Raw genomic sequence first — 17,031 nt, 5'->3', positions numbered from 1 at the left:
TCAGAGGTCGACGCCGACCGTCACGGGCTCGTTGACGAGGGTGACGCCGAAGGCCGCGTGGACGCCCGCGACGACTTCCCGGGCGAGGGTCAGCAGGTCCTCGGTGGTGGCCTCGCCCCGGTTGGTGAGGGCCAGGGTGTGCTTGGTGGAGATGCGGGCGGGACCGGTGCCGTAGCCCTTGGTGAAGCCGGCCTTGTCGATCAGCCAGGCCGCGCTGGTCTTCGTACGGCCCTCGCCGGCCGGGTAGGCGGGCGGGGCGGTGTCGGCGCCGAGGCGGTCCTGGACGCGGGCCAGGAAGGCCGCGTAGGCCTCGTCGGTCAGGATCGGGTTGTGGAAGAAGGAGCCGGCCGACCAGGTGTCGTGGTCGGCGGGGTCCAGGACCATGCCCTTGCCGGCGCGCAGGCGCAGTACGGTCTCGCGGGCGAGGGCGGCCGGGACGCGGTCGCCGGCCTCGACGCCGAGGGCGCGGGCCGTCTCGGGGTACTTGATCGGGGCGGAGAGGCCGCCCGCGTCCTCCAGCGCGAAGCGCACGCGGAGGACGACGTAGCGGTCGGGCTGGTCCTTGAAGGTGCTGTTGCGGTACCGGAAGGCGCACTCGGCGGCGGTCAGGGTGACCGTCTCGCGGGTGGTGCGGTCGTAGGCGACGACCTCGGTGATGGTGTCGCAGACTTCCTGACCGTACGCGCCCACGTTCTGGATCGGGGTGGCGCCGGCCGAGCCGGGGATCCCGGCGAGGCACTCGATGCCGGCGAGCCCGGCCTCGACGGTGCGGGCGACGGCGTCGGACCAGTTCTCGCCGGCGGCGAGCTCCAGGGTGGTGCCGTCGAGGGTGAACCCGGTGGTGGCGATGCGCAGGGCGGTTCCGGCGAAGCCCTGGTCTCCGATGACCAGGTTGCTGCCGCCGCCGATGACCAGGAGCGGGGTACCGCTCTCGTCCGCGGCGCGCACGGTTTCGACCACTTCGGCGTCGGTGGTCGCGGTGACCAGCCGGGCCGCGGGGCCGCCGAGGCGGAAGGTGGTCAGCGGGGCGAGGGGGGCGTCGTGGAGTTCCTGCACGTGGACAAGAGTACGGTCCGTCCCCCTCGCATCCCGGCGGGGCACTCAGTAGCCCTGCTTCCGCTCCGCCAGGCGGCGCTCGGCCTCGTCCCAGGTGATGGGGAGTCCGGAGGCCGGGACGGTCCAGAAGGTGAAGGCGGATTCCTTCATGTAGGCGCTGGCGGCGCGGGCGCTGGAGCGGTGCGGCTCGCTGCGCGCGAAGCGGTAGAGCGCTTCCCGGTCCTCCCATGCGGAGAGGGTGAGGAAGGTCCGGCCCAGGACGCGGGCCCGGAGGGCCGCGCCGTGGGCGCCGGGGGCCTTGCGGATCTGGCTGATGATGCCGGGCGCCTTGAGGAAGAACCGGACGGCGCCGAGGAGCGTGGCGGTCTCGAAGCGGGAGGCCATGACGTAGACCTCGGCGCCGGGTGCGGCCTGGGTGGGCGTGAGCCAGGGGATGTCGGGCATGACGGGGTCTCCTTCGCACGCGGCGTCAGCGGTTCATCTTCTCTGCGGGTAGTACAGGTGCGGGTGGGGCATGTGCGCTCCTGGATCAGCCGACGCGGACCGGCGTGGGGGCGGCGGCCGCCGGAGCCGGGGCCGGGGCCTCTTCGGCCGGGGCCTGCTCCTGGGGTGCGGCGATCTCGGCCTTGCGCGGGAGCAGCAGGGCGAGGGCGGAGGCCACGGCCAGGACCGCCGCGCCGATCCACAGGGCGGGGACGGTGCCGTCGGTGAAGGCCTGGGGGGTCTCGTAGCCGCCCTGGGCGGAGAAGACGGAGGCCAGGACCGCGACGCCGAGGGCGCCGCCGACCTCGCGCAGGGCGTTGTTGGCGCCGGAGGCCTTGCCCTGGTCGGCGGTGGTCACCGTGGACATCAGCAGGTTGCCGGCGGGGGCGAAGAACAGGGACATGCCGATCCCGCTCAGGACGAGCGCCGGGAGCTGGGCGGCGTACGAGACGTCCGTGCTCAGGATCATGGCGAACCAGCCGAGGCCGACGGCCTGGAAGGCCAGACCGGCGACGACGACGGGGCGGCCGCCGATCCGGTCGGACAGCACTCCGCCGATGGGGGCGACGATGACCGCCATCCCGGTCCAGGGGAGCATGCGCAGGCCTGCCTCGGCGGGCGAGTAGCCGACGACGCCCTGGAGGAACTGGCTGAGCAGGAAGATCGAGCCGAACATGCCGAGGTACATCATCAGGCTGGCGATGTTGATCCCGAAGAAGCCCCGGTCGCGGAAGAGCCGCATGGGCAGCATGGCGTTGGCGCTGCGGAAGCCGTGGCCCACGAAGCCCGCGAGGAGGACGCCGCCGGCGATGAGGGAGGTCAGGACGGTGGCGTTGGTCCAGCCGTGGATGTTGGCGTTGACCAGGCCGTAGACGATGCCGAAGAGGCCGCCGCTGATCAGGAGGGTGCCGGGGATGTCGAGGCGGGAGTTGGGGGCGGTGGACTCGGCGAGGCGCAGGCGGGAGAGCGGGATCACGGCGAGGCCGATGGGCACGTTGAGCCAGAAGATCCACTGCCAGGAGATGTGCTCGGTGATGCTGCCTCCGACGAGGGGCCCGGTGGCGACGGCCAGTCCGCTCACGGCTCCGTAGATCCCCAGGGCCACGCCCCGCCGGGCGGCGGGAACGGCGGCGGTGAGCAGGGTGAGGCTGAGCGGCATCATGATCGCCGCGCCCACGCCCTGCACGGCGCGGGCCGCGATGAGCGCGTCGATCCCGGAGGACATGGCGCCGGCGGCGGACGCGCCGGTGAAGACGGCGAGGCCGGCGATGAAGAGCCGGCGCCGGCCGAAGCGGTCACCGAGGGCGGAGCCGAACATCAGCAGGACGGCGAAGGTGAGCGTGTAGGCGTTCACCGTCCACTCCAGGTCCTCCAGCCCGCCGCCGAGGTCGGCGCGGATGGCGGGGAGGGCGGTGGTGACGACGAGGTTGTCGAGGGCGGCCATGAAGCTGGCGGCGCCCGTGAGGACTAGGGCCCAGATCGCGGGCCTGCTGAGCTTCGTCTCGGCTGGCTGGTTCACGGGTTCCCCCCTGGGGATTGTTAGTTATTGCTGACTAACTTTCGCGGGCAAAAAAAGACGGCGGAGCCGTCAGGGGCGGGGGTCAGCACTCGGGACTCGCCGAGGGGAACCCCTCCCAGACGCGATGACTGGGCGGGAAGCCCATCGCGGTGAGGGTGTTGATGAGCATTCCGTAGGCCATGAAGGTGGTCGTCTCGTTGGCGTCCCCGCCGAGCGGGGCCATGACGGTGTCCCAGAGCTCCAGCCAGCCGGCACGCACCAGCTCGCCGAACTCCTGGTCCCCGGCCGCCTCGGCGGACGCGACGGTGACGTACATCTGCAACTGCATCTGGACGACCTGCGGGTCGTCGGCGATGTGCTTGTTGTAGGCGGCGGACATGGCGTGCAGGGCGTCCTCGCCCCCGAGCCCGTCGGCCGCCTGCGCGAACACCTCCCGGGTCCGCTCCATACAGCGAGCCGCCGCCGCGAGGAAGATGGCCTGCTTGCTGGGGAACAGCCGGAAGAGGTACGGCTGCGAGACCCCGACCCGCTTGGCGATCGCCTCGGTGGAGGTCCCGTAGTAGCCGCCGCAGGCGAACTCCACGATCGCCGCGCGGATGACGCTCTCGCGCCGCTCGTCCGCACTCATCCTTGCCATGCCAATAAGTTAGTACTCAATCACTAACTATGTCAAGCAGGGGGGGTGCGGGGGCGGCGTCCCCCGGGGCGGTCTCAGGGGACACCGCTCCCCGCACCACCGGCCCGCAGACAGGGAGGCGGGTGGGCAACCCCCACCCCGGGGGGTCGAGGGGGAGATGGCCGGCCCGCACCGGCCCCGCCCCGTCAGGCCAGCCGCACCACGGCGCGGGACATGCCCAGGACCTTCTGGCCGGCGCTGAGCGCCGTCAGGTCGACCCGTACGCGGTTGTCGTCCAGCTTGGCGGCGATCTTCGCGGTGACCTCGATCAGCGCGCCCTGGTCGTCGTTCGGGACCACGACCGGCTTGGTGAAGCGGACGCCGTACTCGACGACCGCGCCCGGGTCGCCCGCCCAGTCGGTCACGACGCGGATCGCCTCGGCCATGGTGAACATGCCGTGGGCGATCACGTCCGGCAGTCCGACCTCCTTGGCGAACTTCTCGTTCCAGTGGATCGGGTTGAAGTCACCCGAGGCGCCGGCGTAGCGGACGAGGGTGGCGCGGGTCACGGGGAAGGACGCCGCCGGGAGCTCGGTGCCGACCTCGACGTCGGCGTAGTGGATCTGCGCGGTCATCTCAGGCCTCCTCGGGGGCGCGGGACACGAGCTTGGTCCACGCCGTCACCACGTGCTCGCCGGACTCGTCGTGGACTTCGCCACGGATGTCGATGATGTCGTTGCCGGCGAGCGACTTCACGGCCTCGATGGTGGAGGTCACGGTGAGCCGGTCACCCGCCCGCACGGGGCGGACGTACGCGAACTTCTGGTCGCCGTGCACGACGCGGCTGTAGTCCAGGCCCAGCTGCGGGTCCTCGATGACCTGACCCGCGGCCGCGAAGGTGATGGCGAACACGAAAGTCGGCGGGGCGATCACGTCCTGGTGACCAAACGCCTTGGCGGCTTCGGGATCGGTGTAGACGGGATTCTCGTCACCCACCGCGACCGCGAATTCGCGGATCTTCTCCCGGCCGACCTCGTACGGCTCGGTGGGCGGGTAGGTCCGCCCCACGAAGGTCTGATCGAGGGCCATGGCTCACTGCCTCCTGTTGCAGGGACACGTTTGGACGCGTTTGGACACGTTGCACGGACATGGTGAAGGGGCGCGCTCGAAGCCCGCACGAATCGAGTGCTCCGGCCGCGCCCGGGGCGGCGTACCGCACACCTGATCAAGATCTGGTGCGGAAACGACACGAGGCCGCCCCCATTGAAGGGGACGACCTCATGACGGTGCCTATATTGGAGACTTCGCCAATGACTAGCGGGTCTCGCGGTGCGCGGTGTGCGAGTTGCAGCGCGGGCAGTGCTTCTTCATCTCCATGCGGTCCGGGTTGTTACGCCGGTTCTTCTTGGTGATGTAGTTCCGCTCCTTGCACTCCACGCAGGCCAGCGTGATCTTCGGGCGGACGTCGGTGGCAGCCACGTGAGTGCTCCTTGACGGATTGGGACGGATGAACGCATAAAAGAGTAGCCGATCGGGAGACCGACCCCGCAATCGGCTACTGGGTGTAGCGGCGACCGGACTTGAACCGGTGACACAGCGATTATGAGCCGCTTGCTCTACCGACTGAGCTACGCCGCTTTGATGAGATCCGTTCCCCACCCGAGGGTGGGGAACCTCTCTCACCAGAGCCCCAATGCGGAATCGAACCGCAGACCTTCTCCTTACCATGGAGACGCTCTACCGACTGAGCTATTGGGGCGAGCGAGGAAGACATTACACGGTTGCCAGCCGATCGCCCAAATCCTTTGGGGCGCCTGGGCTCCGAAGCGCCCACCAGGCCATTCCCACGGGGCTCTCGGGCCTCCCCCGCCCCGGAAACCGGCCCGTTTGTGCCCGGGGTCACACTCCGCTCCCCCCGGCCACACCGGTACGACTATTGCGCTCCTCCGCGAACCCGGGACCCCCGCGCCCTAGGCTCGGAGCACGCTGCGTGATCTTGGGCCGCCGGCTGCGGCCACGGCACAGGAACCGCCCGAGCCACCGCAGGAGCGCGATGTCCGACAGCCAGCCGCAGCAGCCCTCCCCGTCCCCGCGCCATCCCGTCGGCGGACCCGCCGCCGAGGCGACGGGACTCCTGCTCACCGGGGCCCGGCTCACCGACGGCCGGACCGTCGACGTCCGGCTCAGCGGCGGCCGCATCCAGGCCGTGGGCACCGCGGGCAGCCTGCCCGCCCCCGCCCTGTCGCGGGTCGACCTGCGCGGCTACCTGCTCCTGCCCGCCCCCGCCGAGCCGCACGCCCACGGGGACACCGCGCTGACCGCCGACGGTGAGGGGCCGGTCTCGTACGCCCCCGACGAGGTGCAGCGCCGCGCCACCGAGGCGGCCCTGCTCCAGCTCGGCCACGGCGCCACCGCGGTGCGCTCCCACGTCCGGATCGGCGACGTGCACGGGCTGGGACCCATGGAGGCCGTCCTCCAGGCCCGCCGCTCCCTGCGCGGGCTGGCGGACCTGACGACGGTGGCGGTGCCCCGGCTGCTGACCGGGGTGGCCGGCGCGGACGGGCTCTCCATGCTGCGCGACGCCGTGAAGATGGGCGCCTCGGTGATCGGCGGCTGTCCGGACCTCGACCCCGACCCGACGGGCTTCCTGGAGGCGGTCCTGGAGCTGGCCGCGGAGCACGGCTGCCCGGTGGACCTGCACACCGACGGTGACGACCCGGGCCGGCTGGCCCGGCTGGCGGCCATGGCCGGGGGGCTGCGGCCCGGGGTGACCATCGGCCCGTGCGGCGGCCTGTCCCGGCTCCCGCTGGACTCGGCCACCCGCGCGGCAGACCGGCTCGCCGCCGCCGGCGTACGCGTCACCTGCCTGCCCCAGGGGGACTGCGCGGCCCTGGAGCGCCGCGGGCTGCGCACGGCCCCCGTCCGGCTGCTGCGCTCGGCCGGGGTGCGTGTCGCGGCAGGCAGCAAGGCGATACGGGACGCCGGGAATCCGGTGGGTCGGGGCGATCCGCTCGAAGCGGCGTACCTGCTGGCCTCCCAGGGCGGTCTGCGCCCGGGCGAGGCCTACGAGGCGGTGAGTGCCGCCGCCCGGGAGGCGATGGGGCTGCCGGAGGTGCGGGTGGAGGCCGGCTTCCCGGCGGAGCTGCTGGCCGTGCGCGGGGACCGGATCGCCGGGGTGCTGTTGCTGGCGTACAGCCGCATCGTGATCCACCGGGGGCGGGTGGTAGCCCGTACGAGTGCAGTGCGGGAGTACTGCGACTCGGCGGTGGCGGTGGCCCTGGACCTGCCACGGCAGGGCCGTACGGAGCCGGGGCCGTAGTGCTTCGCGGGGCGTTCGCGGGCGGGGGCGGGCGGGCCGTCGTACGGTCGGGGCATGCGCATCGTCATCGCGGGTGGACACGGTCGGATCGCGCTGCGGCTGGAGCGCCTGCTCGCCGCGCGCGGGTACGAGGTCGCGGGCATCATCCGTGATCCGGAGCAGGGCGGTGACCTGCGGGAGGCCGGTGCCGAACCGGTGCTGTGCGATCTGGAGTCGGCTTCGGTCGAGCACGTCGCGGGGATCCTGCAGGGCGCGGACGTGGCGGTGTTCGCCGCCGGTGCCGGTCCGGGCAGCGGTGCGGCGCGCAAGGACACCGTGGACCGGGGCGCGGCGGTGCTGTTCGCCGACGCCGCCGAACGGGCGCGGGTGCGCCGCTTCCTGATGGTCTCCACGATGGGTGCCGATCCGCGGCACGGGGGCGAGGAGGTCTTCGACGTGTACCTGCGGGCGAAGGGCGACGCCGACGACCATCTGCGGACCCGGCTGGGGCTGGAGTGGACGGTGCTGCGGCCGGGTCAGCTGACGGACGACGCCGGTACGGGGCTGGTCCGGCTGGAGGCCCACACGGGCCGGGGTCCCGTGTCGCGCGACGACGTGGCGGCGGTGCTGGCGGAGCTGGTCGAGACGCCGGCGACGGCGGGTCTGACGCTGGAGCTCGTCTCGGGCTCGGCGCCGGTCTCGGTGGCCGTGAAGGACGTGGCGGGCAACTGACGCGCGGTGGGCGGGGGCGGTGCGCGGTGGGTGGTGGGCGGTGGGCCGAGCGGCTGTCAGAAACCGGCCTGCACCTCGTCGTCGACGCGCCGGACGGCGTGCTGCCGGAACTGCTTCTCGTAATGCCGGCGGATCCGTTCGACGCGGGTGCCGCGCTCGTCGGCCTCGGTGCGGGGGTAGAGCAGCACGACCTCGTAGCCGGGCTCGCGGATGACGGTGCCGTCGTCGCCGCGCCACTGGCCGTCCGTGTCGCGGAGGGTGAGCCCTTCGGGGAAGGCGGGGGTGACCTCGCGGTCGAGGAACCGGGTGAACTCCCCTTTTGCGACGGGTTCCCGGCCGTCGGGGCGCTGTGCGGCGAAGTGCAGGCGGGTCTCCCGGTAGGGCTCTCCCGTGTTGCCGTGCAGCGCGGCTCCGACCAGGGCGGGGATGCCGGCGCCGAGCAGGGCGAGCAGTACGCCGCCTCCGGCTTTGCCGCGTTTGTCCGAAGTCCATGTCATGCCCCGTGAAACGACCGGCCGACCGCTTCGGTGCGTGGCGGGGGGCCGATAGGGTCACCCCGAAATCGGCCGCAGGGGGCGGCCGTACGGGTTTCCGGGGTGGGGGATGGGCGACGGCGAGTGGCGCGTCAGCGCGGCGGAGGGCGGCCGGCTCGCGGCGCGGTGGTGGCGGTGGGCCCTGTCCGCGCCGGACGAGGAGAGCCCGGTGGGGGACACGACGGGCGCGTACGCCGGGTGGCGTCAGCCCCGGGACGTGTGGTTCCTGGCGGGGACCTACGGAGGCCGGGTGGTGCGCCGGTGCAGCATCCCGTCGGGGCGGCCGCTGTTCTTCCCGGTGCTGAACACCAAGCGGGCGGCGGTGCCGTTCCTGACCCGGCCGTGGCGGCTGGAGGTGACCCGGGCCGCGGCGGCTCTGAACAGCTCTCCGCTGGAGCCCCGCGAGTTCTCCTCGAAGCCCTTCCCGCTGAGGGGGATGCCGCAGGTGGCCTGGGGGCTGTGGTGCGCCCTCGATCCCCTCCCGCCGGGCCAGTTCGTCCTGGAGGTGGAGGCTGCGGCGTCGAACGGTTTCTGGATCGACACGACGTACCACCTGACGGTCACCCCGCCCCCACCCTGAGCGGGCCCCGGTCCGGGGCGGCCGGGTTTGGGCCGGGGTATGCGAAGAAACCCCCGTCCACTGCGCTTCCGCAGATGAACGGGGGTTCCACTCGCGTGGCGGCGCCAGGATTCGAACCTGGGTAGGCTAAGCCGACGGATTTACAGTCCGCTCCCATTGGCCACTCGGGCACACCGCCATGGGATGTCGCTTCGGTTCCTCCGCCTTCCGGCGTCGTTCCCTGGCAACGACGTAAACGATACCCGATGCTCGGGGGTGGTTCGCCACCGGATTGATCAGCGCCCCACGTGGGCGTGGTGGCTAGGCTTTGCGGAGCGGTCCGGGGATGTCCGGCCGCGGCCCTCCGGGGCCCATCACAGCCGACTTCAAGGAGCCACAGCACATGGCCGACTCCAGTTTCGACATCGTCTCGAAGGTCGAGCGGCAGGAGGTCGACAACGCCCTCAACCAGGCCGCCAAGGAACTCTCGCAGCGCTACGACTTCAAGGGCACCGGCGCCACCATCGCCTGGTCCGGGGACAAGATCCTCATGGAGGCGGTCTCCGAGGAGCGCGTCAAGGCCGTCCTCGACGTGTTCGAGACCAAGCTGGTCAAGCGCGGGATCTCGCTGAAGGCGCTGGACGCCGGCGAGCCGCAGCTGTCCGGCAAGGAGTACAAGATCTTCGCGTCGATCGAGGAGGGCATCTCCCAGGAGAACGCCAAGAAGGTCGCGAAGATCATCCGGGACGAGGGCCCCAAGGGCGTCAAGGCCCAGGTCCAGGGCGAAGAGCTGCGCGTCAGCTCCAAGAGCCGTGACGACCTCCAGGCCGTCCAGGCCCTCCTCAAGGGCAAGGAACTGGACTTCGCGATCCAGTTCGTGAACTACCGCTGAACCACCGCTGAGGCGCACGTGCGTCACTGAGCGGACCCGTGGGGCACAACGGGGGCGGATCGCCGGGCGCACCGGCGGCCGCCCGCGTTGTGCCCTTCGTCATGCGCGCCGTGCGCGCCAGGCGCGCCATGGGGCCCGGCGGGGAGCGCAAGGTGTGTGCGGGGCGTGAGCGGCGCGTGCTCCTGCCCGGCCTCCCGGTGGTGACTGGGCGGGGGCGGGTGCGCCCACCACGCTGGGTGACATCCATCACCGCGTGACGAGGGGGTTCCCGCATGCCCGGGGCCGGCAATTTCCGAGCGGACTTCGGCGCGTCCGTCGTCGTCGCGCTGGTCGCGCTTCCGCTCTGTGTGGGGGTGGCCGTCGCCTCCGGTGTACCGGCCGAGCTGGGGATCGTCACCGGGGTGGTCGGGGGGCTGGTCACCGGCTGGTTCCGCGGCAGCGCCCTCCAGGTCAGCGGTCCCGCGGCCGGGCTGACCGTGCTGGTCTACGAGGCCGTGCAGGGCTACGGACTGGCCGCGCTCGGGGTGCTGGTGCTGGCCGCCGGGGTGCTCCAGCTGGGCATGGGGGTGCTGCGGCTGGGGCGGTGGTTCCGGGCGATCTCCGTCGCGGTGGTGCACGGGATGCTGGCGGGGATCGGGCTCGTGCTGATCGCCGGGCAGCTCTACGCCGTGGGCGGGGTGGAGGCTCCCGGCCACACCCTGGCCAAGGTGGCCACGGTGCACGAGCTGGGGGCGCGGGCCGACTGGGCCGCCGTGGCGCTGGGTGCGGGGACCATCGCCGTCCTGGTGCTCTGGCGCCGGGTGCCGGCCCGGGCGCGGCTGGTGCCGGGCGCGCTGGTCGGGGTGGCTGCGGCCACCGTCGTGGCCGCGGTGCTGCGGCTGCCGGTCGAGCGGGTCCGGGTGACGGGGGTGCTGGACGCGGTGGCCCCGCCGGGATGGTCGGGCTTCGGGGTGCTGGGGTCGGTCGGAGCCGTCGGGACCGTGATCGCGCTCGCGCTGATCGCCTCCGCCGAGACCCTCTTCAGCGCCGCGGCCGTCGACCGGATGCACGACGGGCCGCGCACCGACTACGACCGGGAGCTGGTGGCCCAGGGCGTCGGGAACACCGTGTGCGGGCTGCTCGGGGCGCTGCCGATGACCGCCGTGATCGTGCGCAGCTCGGCGAACGTGGAGGCCGGGGCCCGTACCCGGGCGGCGCGGATCATGCACGGGGGCTGGCTGCTGCTGTTCGCGGTGGCCTTTCCGCAGCTGCTGGAGGTGGTCCCGCTGGCGGCGCTCGCCGGAGTGCTGCTGCACGCGGGCTGGAAGCTGCTGCCGGCCCGGGCGGTGGCGGCCCTGTGGCGGAGCCACCGGGGCGAGGCGGTGGTGCTGGTGGTGACCGCCGTCTCGATCGTGGCCACCAGTCTTTTCGAGGGGGTCCTGATCGGGCTGGGCCTGGCGGTGGCCAAGGCGGCCTGGGAGACCTCGCACGTGCACATCGAGGAGGTGTGGGAGGGCGACGAGCTGTGCGTCCGGGTCGTGGGGAACGCCAGTTTCCTGCGGCTGCCGAAGCTGCTGGACGCGCTGGAGGCGCTGCCGCACGGGCCGTCGGTGCGGCTGGACCTCAGCGGCCTGCGGCACCTTGACCACGCCTGCCTGACCGCCCTGGAGGGGTGGGAGCGGGCGCGCATGCCGCTCCCTGGCCGGGAGGGCGTCAGCTAGGGGGCCCTCCCCTCAGCCGGCCCGTAACCCGGCACGGCTACCCTCCGCCCGTGGACAACGAACTGAGGCGCACTCTGGGGGTTTCCGACGCCGTCGTGGTCGGACTCGGCGCCATGGTCGGCGCGGGGATCTTCGCCGCCCTCGCCCCGGCGGCGCGGGCGGCGGGCGGCGGGCTGCTCGCGGCCCTCGCGGTGGCGGCCCTGGTGGCGTACTGCAACGCGTGGTCCTCGGCCCGGCTGGCCGCCCGGTATCCGGCGTCCGGCGGGACCTACGTCTACGGCCGCGAACGGCTCGGCCCGTTCTGGGGGTACCTGGCCGGCTGGGGTTTCGTGGTCGGCAAGACGGCCTCCTGTGCGGCGATGGCGCTCACCGTCGGGGCGTACGTGTGGCCGGGCCGGCAGCACGCGGTGGCCGTCGCGGCGGTGGTGGCGCTGACCGCCGCGGGCTACGGCGGGGTGCAGAAGTCGGCCCGGCTCGCCCGGCTGATCGTGGCGGCGGTACTGGCGGTGCTGGCCGGGGTCGTCGTGGTGTGCCTGACCTCCGGTGCGGCGGATCCGGGGGCCCTGGCCGGCGGGGAGTGGGATGCGGCCGGGCTGTTGCAGGGGGCGGGGCTGCTGTTCTTCGCCTTCGCGGGCTACGCCCGGATCACCACCCTGGGCGAGGAGGTGCGTGATCCGGAGCGCACGATCCCGCGCGCGGTGCCGCTCGCGCTGGGGATCGCGCTGCTGGTGTACGCCGCCGTGGCGGTGGCGGCCCTGTCGGTGCTCGGCAGCGACGGGCTGGCGGCGTCGGCCGCCCCGCTGGCCGACGCGGTGCGGGCGGCCGGGTGGCCCGGACTGTCCCCCGTGGTCCGGGTGGGCGCGGCGCTGGCCGCGCTGGGCTCTCTGCTGGCCCTCGTGCTCGGGGTGTCGCGCACGGTCCTGGCGATGGCCCGGGACGGCCATCTGCCGCGCGCGCTGGCGGCCGTACATCCCCGGCGTCAGGTGCCGCACCACGCGGAGCTCGCGGTGGGTGCGGTCGTGGCGGTGCTCGCGGCCACCGCCGATCTGCGGGGCGCGATCGGCTTCTCCTCGTTCGGAGTGCTCGTCTACTACGCGATCGCGAACGCTTCCGCGTGGACCCTCGGTTCAGCTGTCAAGGACCGGGCCGTGGCAGCGGTGGGGCTGTCCGGCTGTGTGGTGCTGGCGTGTGCGCTGCCCCTCGCGTCGGCGGTCTCGGGGGCGGCGGTGCTGGCGGTGGGCGCGCTGGTCTACAAGGTGCGGGTCGGACTCAGGCCTCGCACCGGGCGCTGAACTCCGGCCACGGGGTCAGGCCTATCTCGTCCTCGTCCCATTCCTCTTCGTCGCGGAACCAGCCGGTACCGTCGAGCCAGTCGCGCAGCCAGTGGGCCAGGCTCGGGGACTTGAGGTACCAGGCGAGGTCGCGATCCCCGGGGTTCGGCTCGAAGAGCAGGATCCGGGCGGTCTCGGAGCGGCAGTCCACGCAGGCGGACATGGCGCAGCCCAGGTCGGCTATCGGCAGGACGCCCTCGGGCCAGCCCCAGTCGGACGCGCGGCCGGCCTCGTATTGCCTGATGACCTGACGCAGTGGCAGCAGGCCGTATTCAGGGCCGAATCCGCCGTCACCGATGCGCGTGTAGAGCGCGGTGAGGAGGGGTGGGAGGGCGAAGCCCAGGGCCTGCTCGGCCCGTTCGGTCTCGCCGTCCCGCAGGGGTGCGGGAAGGGGGCTGCCGCGCTCGCGCGCGGAGGCTCGGACGCGGTCGGTGACTTGCTCCAGCAACTGCTCGGTTTCGTTCATGTGTTCATGGTGGCGCACCCCACTGACAGCCGCCCCGGCCTGTGGACAACTCAGGCGAGGACGACCTCGACGCCCTCTTCCGCCAGGAATGCGAGGAGGTCAGGGAAGGTGGCGGGGGGCCAGACCAGCGGCTGGAGGCCGAGGCTGCGGCGGGCCACGTCGTGGTCGTGCCAGACGAGGGTGAACGGCGGCCCGGCTCCGAACCCGCCGCACAGGGCGTCCGCGACGCCGTTCAGGCAGCGGCCGAAGTAGCCGCCCGGGCCGTTGACGGCCTCGCCGAGGGCGCAGAAGAAGCCCTCGGCGTCGGTGACGTGGCGCCCGTCGAGGTGATAGGTGCCGCCGGCCGGGCGGTCCGGTCCCCTCGGGTGGACCAGGGCCGGGTCCAGCCAGAGCTCACGGCCGGTGCCGTCGAAGCGCGCCCACAGGTTGGGGACGGCCGGGCGGCCCTCGCGCCATAGTTCCCAGACGTCGGCGACGACGGGCGGCTGCGGGTCCATGTGCACGGTCAGGTCGTACAGGCCGGGGCCGCGCGAGGAGGGCTGCCGGTCGACGACGTGCGGGTGTCCCGCCCGCGCGAGGAGCCCGCCCGAGGCGTCCAGGGCGTCCAGGTGCCGGTAGCCGAGAGGCCGCTCCTCCCGGCCTTCCAGTACGTCGAGCAGCGGCCCCCGCACCGTGCACCCCAGGAGGCGCACGGTGTGCGGCGGCGGCTCCTCGACGGGACCCACCTCGGCGAGGTCGCGGAAGTGGCCCAGGATCCGGTCCTGGTGGTCCGACAGGCTGAAGCCCACGGCTGTGGCGGCGCCCGCCGGGTGGGGCGGCTGGTGGTCGGAGCGGACGGCCTCGATGGTCACGTCCCGCCACGCGCCACGGGCGCGGGTGGCGAGGACGCGGGCGTCCTCCAGGTACCACTCGCGTGTGGGTGCGCCGTGCTCGTGGAGCGGTTGCAGTACGAGGAATCCCAGCGCGGCCGGGAGTTCGGTCTCCGCGGTGAAGCCGCGCAGCTCGTAGCGGCGCCGCAGGGGCTCCGGCGGGTCGGCGAAGAGGTTCTCGGCGTCCTCGCACAGCGCCCAGAGCTGCTCGTCCTCGTGGTCGTCGTCCTCGCCCCGCAGGGCGAAGCGGAAGCCGGCCGTCACCGGGAGGCGAAGGGGGCGTCGGTGGGGACGATCTCGCGGCCCAGGGGAAGCAGGGAGAGGGGGACCATCTTGAAGTTGGCGATGCCGAAGGGGATGCCGATGATCGTGACGCAGAGGGCGATGCCGGTGACGATGTGGCCGAGGGCCAGCCACCAGCCGGCCAGGACCAGCCACAGGACGTTGCCGACGCAGGACGGCGCGCCCGCGTCGTGGCGTTCGACCGTGGTGTAGCCGAAGGGCCAGAGGGCGTAGAGGGCGATGCGGAAGGCGGCTATCCCGAAGGGGATGCCGATGATGGTGATGCAGAGGATCAGGCCGGCGACGCAGTAGCCGAGGAAGAGCCAGATCCCACTGAGCACGAGCCAAATGACGTTCAGGAGGGTTTTCACCGGCTGTGTCCTGCCATCTGTTCGAGCCGGGCGATGCGCTCGGCCATCGGGGGGTGGGTCGAGAACATCCTGGAGAGCCCCTGGCCGGGCCGGAAGGGGTTGGCGATCATCATGTGGCTCGCCGTCTCCAGGCGGGGCTCGGGGGGCAGCGGGAGCTGCTTGGTGCCGGCGTCGAGCTTGCGCAGGGCGCCGGCCAGGGCGAGCGGGTCTCCGGTGAGCTGGGCGCCGGAGGCGTCGGCCTCGTATTCGCGCGAGCGGCTGATGGCGAGCTGGATCACGGACGCGGCCAGCGGGCCGAGGAGCATGATCAGCAGCATGCCGAAGAGGCCGGGGCCCTCGTCGTCGCTGGAGCGGCCCACCGGGATCAGCCAGGCGAAGTTCACCAGGAACATGATCACGGAGGCGAGGGCTCCGGCGACGGACGAGATGAGGATGTCGCGGTTGTAGACGTGGCTCAGCTCGTGCCCGATGACCCCGCGCAGCTCGCGCTCGTCGAGGATGCGCAGGATGCCCTCGGTGCAGCAGACGGCGGCGTTGCGCGGGTTGCGGCCCGTCGCGAAGGCGTTGGGGGCCTCGGTCGGGGAGATGTAGAGCCGGGGCATGGGCTGGCGCGCGGAAGTGGAGAGCTCGCGCACCATGCGGTAGAGCTCGGGTGCCTCGAACTCGCTCACGGGGCGGGCGCGCATCGCGCGTAGAGCCAGCTTGTCGCTGTTCCAGTACGCGTAGGCGTTCGTCCCCAGGGCGACGAGGACGGCGACTATCAGGCCGCCCCGTCCGAAGAAGCTTCCGATGACGATGATGAGTGCGGACATCCCGCCGAGGAGTACGGCGGTCTTCAGCCCGTTGTGCCGGCGGTGCACGGTAAGCCCTCCAAAGGTGCGGCAGGGGAGCCCCGTCGTGGATCTGAGGGACTTCGGTCCAGTGGACCCTCCCTTCCTGGTCAACGCGAGGTGGCGGCGTCTGGTTCCCAGGGCACGGCGGGGCCGCTGCCCCGCCGGCACGGGCCGGGGGGCAGCGGCGGGCGTTACTCCGTACGGGTGAGTCTCCATGGAGGGGGTGCGGCCGTGGGGCACGGCCGGGTGGGCTACAGCGGGAAGAGGCTGCCCGAGGCGAAGCGCAGGACGAGCTGCGGGGCGCCGGAAAGGACGAGGGCGGTCACCGCGGTGAGGGCGATGGCGGCCGCGACGGGCCAGGGCGCCTTCGTGCGGGCGGGCGCGTCCACGGCGGCCTGGGGCTCCGTCCCCGGCTCCGGGCTGCGGAACAGGAGCGCGGTCCAGCGCAGGTAGTAGTACAGGGCGACGACCACGTTGACGGCCATGAGCACGGCCAGCCAGCCGAGGCCCGCGTCCACGGCCGAGCGGAAGACGGCGACCTTGGCGAAGAGGCCGATGACGCCCGGCGGCAGTCCGGCGAGGCAGAGCAGGAAGAAGGCCATCGCGAGGGCGGCGGCCGGGCGCTGCGCGTACAGGCCGCGGTAGTCGCTGATCCGGTGCAGCGGCTTCGTACGGGCCACGAGGGCGGCCACGGCGAAGGCGCCGAGGTTCACGGCCGCGTACATGAGCGCGTAGGCGACGGTGGAGCCGATCTGGTCGCGGTCGGTGTACGCGGCCGCGGCGATCGGGACCAGGAGGTAGCCGGCCTGGCCGACGGAGGACCAGGCGAGGAGGCGTACGGCGCTGTGGGCGCGGTCGGCGGACTGGCGCAGGGCGGCGGCGTTGCCGAGGGTCATGGTGAGCGCGGCGAGCACGGCCAGGGCCGGGCCCCAGACGTCGGAGTAGGCGGGGAAGGCGATCACCGTGACGAGGATGAGGCCGGTGAAGCCGACGGCCTTGCCGATCACCGAGAGGTAGCCGGCGACGGGGAGGGGGGCGCCGACGTAGGTGTCGGGGACCCAGAAGTGGAAGGGGACGGCGGCGGTCTTGAAGGCGAAGCCGACGAGGGTGAGGGCGACGCCCGCCATGGCGAGGGTGTCGAGCTGCCCGGGTACCTCTTCGAGCCGTCCCGCGACCTGCGACAGGTGCAGGGAGCCGGTGGCGGCGTAGACGAAGCTGACGCCCATCAGGGAGACGGCGGTGGCGGTGACGGAGGACAGGAAGAACTTGAGGGCGGCCTCGGAGGAGAGCCGGTCGCCGCGGCGCATGCCGACGAGGGCGAAGGCGGGCAGCGAGGCCACTTCGAGGGCGACGATGAGGGTGGCGAGGTCGCGGGAGGCGGGCAGCAGGGCGGCGCCGGCGGCGGAGGACAGCAGCAGGAACCAGTACTCGCCGGCGGGGGTGCGCGCGTCGCGGACGGCGGTGACCGACAGCAGGGCGGTGACCAGGGCT

Annotated in this window: 19 protein-coding genes and 3 tRNA genes; 6 read left to right on the top strand and 16 right to left on the bottom strand. The window is 72.7% G+C overall.

Going from position 1 to position 17,031, the window contains the following annotated elements:
* The 9 genes from SSNG_RS20895 to SSNG_RS20855 form a co-directional block, all read right to left on the bottom strand.
* Nucleotides 1-1,101 (bottom strand): UDP-N-acetylmuramate dehydrogenase, encoded by a 1,101-nt coding sequence (locus tag SSNG_RS20895; RefSeq protein ID WP_007265879.1) that lies wholly within the window; start codon nt 1,099-1,101, stop codon nt 1-3.
* Nucleotides 1,102-1,500, bottom strand: a complete 399-nt coding sequence (locus tag SSNG_RS20890) for a DUF3291 domain-containing protein (protein WP_007265878.1) — start codon at nt 1,498-1,500, stop codon at nt 1,102-1,104.
* 85 nt (nt 1,501-1,585) lie between these two features.
* Nucleotides 1,586-3,058 (bottom strand): DHA2 family efflux MFS transporter permease subunit, encoded by a 1,473-nt coding sequence (locus SSNG_RS20885; RefSeq protein WP_007265877.1) that lies wholly within the window; start codon nt 3,056-3,058, stop codon nt 1,586-1,588.
* 82 nt (nt 3,059-3,140) lie between these two features.
* Nucleotides 3,141-3,695 carry a TetR/AcrR family transcriptional regulator gene (locus SSNG_RS20880; RefSeq protein ID WP_007265876.1) on the bottom strand — a complete coding sequence of 185 codons (555 nt, stop codon included), beginning with the start codon at nt 3,693-3,695 and terminating at the stop codon, nt 3,141-3,143.
* 185 nt (nt 3,696-3,880) lie between these two features.
* Nucleotides 3,881-4,309, bottom strand: coding sequence for a MaoC family dehydratase (locus SSNG_RS20875; RefSeq protein ID WP_007265875.1), 429 nt, complete (start codon nt 4,307-4,309; stop codon nt 3,881-3,883).
* Between the two features lies 1 nt (nt 4,310).
* Nucleotides 4,311-4,763 (bottom strand): MaoC family dehydratase N-terminal domain-containing protein, encoded by a 453-nt coding sequence (locus SSNG_RS20870; RefSeq protein WP_007265874.1) that lies wholly within the window; start codon nt 4,761-4,763, stop codon nt 4,311-4,313.
* A gap of 225 nt (nt 4,764-4,988) precedes the next feature.
* Complete coding sequence (gene rpmG, locus SSNG_RS20865) at nt 4,989-5,153, bottom strand: 50S ribosomal protein L33 (protein ID WP_007265873.1); 165 nt, start codon at nt 5,151-5,153, stop codon at nt 4,989-4,991.
* 86 nt (nt 5,154-5,239) lie between these two features.
* A tRNA-Met gene (locus SSNG_RS20860) sits at nt 5,240-5,312 on the bottom strand.
* Between the two features lie 48 nt (nt 5,313-5,360).
* Nucleotides 5,361-5,433, bottom strand: a tRNA-Thr gene (locus tag SSNG_RS20855).
* A 294-nt stretch (nt 5,434-5,727) separates the two neighbouring features.
* On the opposite strand from SSNG_RS20855, the gene SSNG_RS20850 reads away from it, so the two are divergent.
* Together SSNG_RS20850 and SSNG_RS20845 are read left to right on the top strand one after the other, a co-directional pair.
* On the top strand, nt 5,728-6,993 hold the full coding sequence (locus SSNG_RS20850) for an amidohydrolase family protein (protein ID WP_007265872.1): 1,266 nt from the start codon (nt 5,728-5,730) through the stop codon (nt 6,991-6,993).
* 54 nt (nt 6,994-7,047) lie between these two features.
* Nucleotides 7,048-7,704 (top strand): SDR family oxidoreductase, encoded by a 657-nt coding sequence (locus SSNG_RS20845; RefSeq protein ID WP_007265871.1) that lies wholly within the window; start codon nt 7,048-7,050, stop codon nt 7,702-7,704.
* Between the two features lie 56 nt (nt 7,705-7,760).
* On the opposite strand, the gene SSNG_RS20840 is transcribed toward SSNG_RS20845, so the two are convergent.
* Complete coding sequence (locus SSNG_RS20840; RefSeq protein ID WP_007265870.1) at nt 7,761-8,201, bottom strand: DUF3574 domain-containing protein; 441 nt, start codon at nt 8,199-8,201, stop codon at nt 7,761-7,763.
* 106 nt (nt 8,202-8,307) lie between these two features.
* Here SSNG_RS20840 and SSNG_RS20835 point away from each other — a divergent pair, with 106 nt between their 5' ends.
* Nucleotides 8,308-8,817 carry a hypothetical protein gene (locus SSNG_RS20835; RefSeq protein WP_007265869.1) on the top strand — a complete coding sequence of 170 codons (510 nt, stop codon included), beginning with the start codon at nt 8,308-8,310 and terminating at the stop codon, nt 8,815-8,817.
* Nucleotides 8,818-8,913: 96 nt separating this feature from the next.
* Here SSNG_RS20835 and SSNG_RS20830 read toward each other — a convergent pair.
* Nucleotides 8,914-8,995, bottom strand: a tRNA-Tyr gene (locus SSNG_RS20830).
* A gap of 204 nt (nt 8,996-9,199) precedes the next feature.
* Between SSNG_RS20830 and SSNG_RS20825 the strand changes: the two genes are divergently transcribed.
* The 3 genes from SSNG_RS20825 to SSNG_RS20815 all read left to right on the top strand — a co-directional run bounded on the left by SSNG_RS20825 (nt 9,200) and on the right by SSNG_RS20815 (nt 12,680).
* The gene (locus SSNG_RS20825) at nt 9,200-9,688 is read left to right on the top strand and encodes a YajQ family cyclic di-GMP-binding protein (protein WP_007265868.1); all 489 of its coding nucleotides are present in this window, start codon (nt 9,200-9,202) and stop codon (nt 9,686-9,688) included.
* Between the two features lie 272 nt (nt 9,689-9,960).
* Nucleotides 9,961-11,388 carry a SulP family inorganic anion transporter gene (locus SSNG_RS20820; RefSeq protein ID WP_007265867.1) on the top strand — a complete coding sequence of 476 codons (1,428 nt, stop codon included), beginning with the start codon at nt 9,961-9,963 and terminating at the stop codon, nt 11,386-11,388.
* A gap of 50 nt (nt 11,389-11,438) precedes the next feature.
* Entirely contained in the window at nt 11,439-12,680 is a 1,242-nt protein-coding gene (locus tag SSNG_RS20815; RefSeq protein WP_007265866.1) for an APC family permease, read from the top strand.
* Here the strand turns inward: SSNG_RS20815 and SSNG_RS20810 are convergent.
* The 5 genes from SSNG_RS20810 to SSNG_RS20790 form a co-directional block, all read right to left on the bottom strand.
* Entirely contained in the window at nt 12,658-13,185 is a 528-nt protein-coding gene (locus SSNG_RS20810) for an SMI1/KNR4 family protein (RefSeq protein WP_042801545.1), read from the bottom strand. The two genes, SSNG_RS20815 and SSNG_RS20810, sit on opposite strands and share 23 nt — an antisense overlap.
* Before the next feature lie 50 nt (nt 13,186-13,235).
* Nucleotides 13,236-14,318: a barstar family protein gene (locus SSNG_RS20805; protein ID WP_007265864.1), complete on the bottom strand. Its 1,083-nt coding sequence runs from the start codon at nt 14,316-14,318 to the stop codon at nt 13,236-13,238.
* A complete protein-coding gene (locus SSNG_RS20800) occupies nt 14,315-14,707 on the bottom strand; it encodes a YccF domain-containing protein (protein ID WP_007265863.1) in 393 nt (130 codons plus the stop codon). The genes SSNG_RS20805 and SSNG_RS20800 overlap by 4 nt, the downstream gene beginning before the upstream one ends.
* Nucleotides 14,704-15,567, bottom strand: a complete 864-nt coding sequence (htpX, locus tag SSNG_RS20795; protein ID WP_007265862.1) for a zinc metalloprotease HtpX — start codon at nt 15,565-15,567, stop codon at nt 14,704-14,706. The genes SSNG_RS20800 and htpX overlap by 4 nt, the downstream gene beginning before the upstream one ends.
* Before the next feature lie 224 nt (nt 15,568-15,791).
* The coding region (locus tag SSNG_RS20790; protein WP_063749964.1) for an NADH-quinone oxidoreductase subunit N at nt 15,792-17,031 on the bottom strand (1,240 nt) is incomplete at its 5' end.

Origin of the sequence: Streptomyces sp. C, from assembly GCF_000158895.1 — a bacterium.
GTDB lineage: Bacteria > Actinomycetota > Actinomycetes > Streptomycetales > Streptomycetaceae > Streptomyces > Streptomyces racemochromogenes.
Note: the sequence above shows the minus strand (reverse complement) of the source record. Positions and strands in the feature narration are given on the sequence as shown.

Bases quoted from the DNA above. Each gene is read 5' to 3' on its own strand.
- SSNG_RS20870 (WP_007265874.1), bottom strand. From the start codon at position 4,763: ATGGCCCTCGATCAGACCTTCGTGGGGCGGACCTACCCGCCCACCGAG.
- SSNG_RS20810 (WP_042801545.1), bottom strand. From the start codon at position 13,185: ATGAACGAAACCGAGCAGTTGCTGGAGCAAGTCACCGACCGCGTCCGA.
- SSNG_RS20840 (WP_007265870.1), bottom strand. From the start codon at position 8,201: ATGACATGGACTTCGGACAAACGCGGCAAAGCCGGAGGCGGCGTACTG.
- SSNG_RS20880 (WP_007265876.1), bottom strand. From the start codon at position 3,695: ATGGCAAGGATGAGTGCGGACGAGCGGCGCGAGAGCGTCATCCGCGCG.
- SSNG_RS20845 (WP_007265871.1), top strand. From the start codon at position 7,048: ATGCGCATCGTCATCGCGGGTGGACACGGTCGGATCGCGCTGCGGCTG.
- SSNG_RS20850 (WP_007265872.1), top strand. From the start codon at position 5,728: ATGTCCGACAGCCAGCCGCAGCAGCCCTCCCCGTCCCCGCGCCATCCC.
- SSNG_RS20835 (WP_007265869.1), top strand. From the start codon at position 8,308: ATGGGCGACGGCGAGTGGCGCGTCAGCGCGGCGGAGGGCGGCCGGCTC.
- SSNG_RS20825 (WP_007265868.1), top strand. From the start codon at position 9,200: ATGGCCGACTCCAGTTTCGACATCGTCTCGAAGGTCGAGCGGCAGGAG.
- SSNG_RS20820 (WP_007265867.1), top strand. From the start codon at position 9,961: ATGCCCGGGGCCGGCAATTTCCGAGCGGACTTCGGCGCGTCCGTCGTC.
- SSNG_RS20875 (WP_007265875.1), bottom strand. From the start codon at position 4,309: ATGACCGCGCAGATCCACTACGCCGACGTCGAGGTCGGCACCGAGCTC.
- SSNG_RS20890 (WP_007265878.1), bottom strand. From the start codon at position 1,500: ATGCCCGACATCCCCTGGCTCACGCCCACCCAGGCCGCACCCGGCGCC.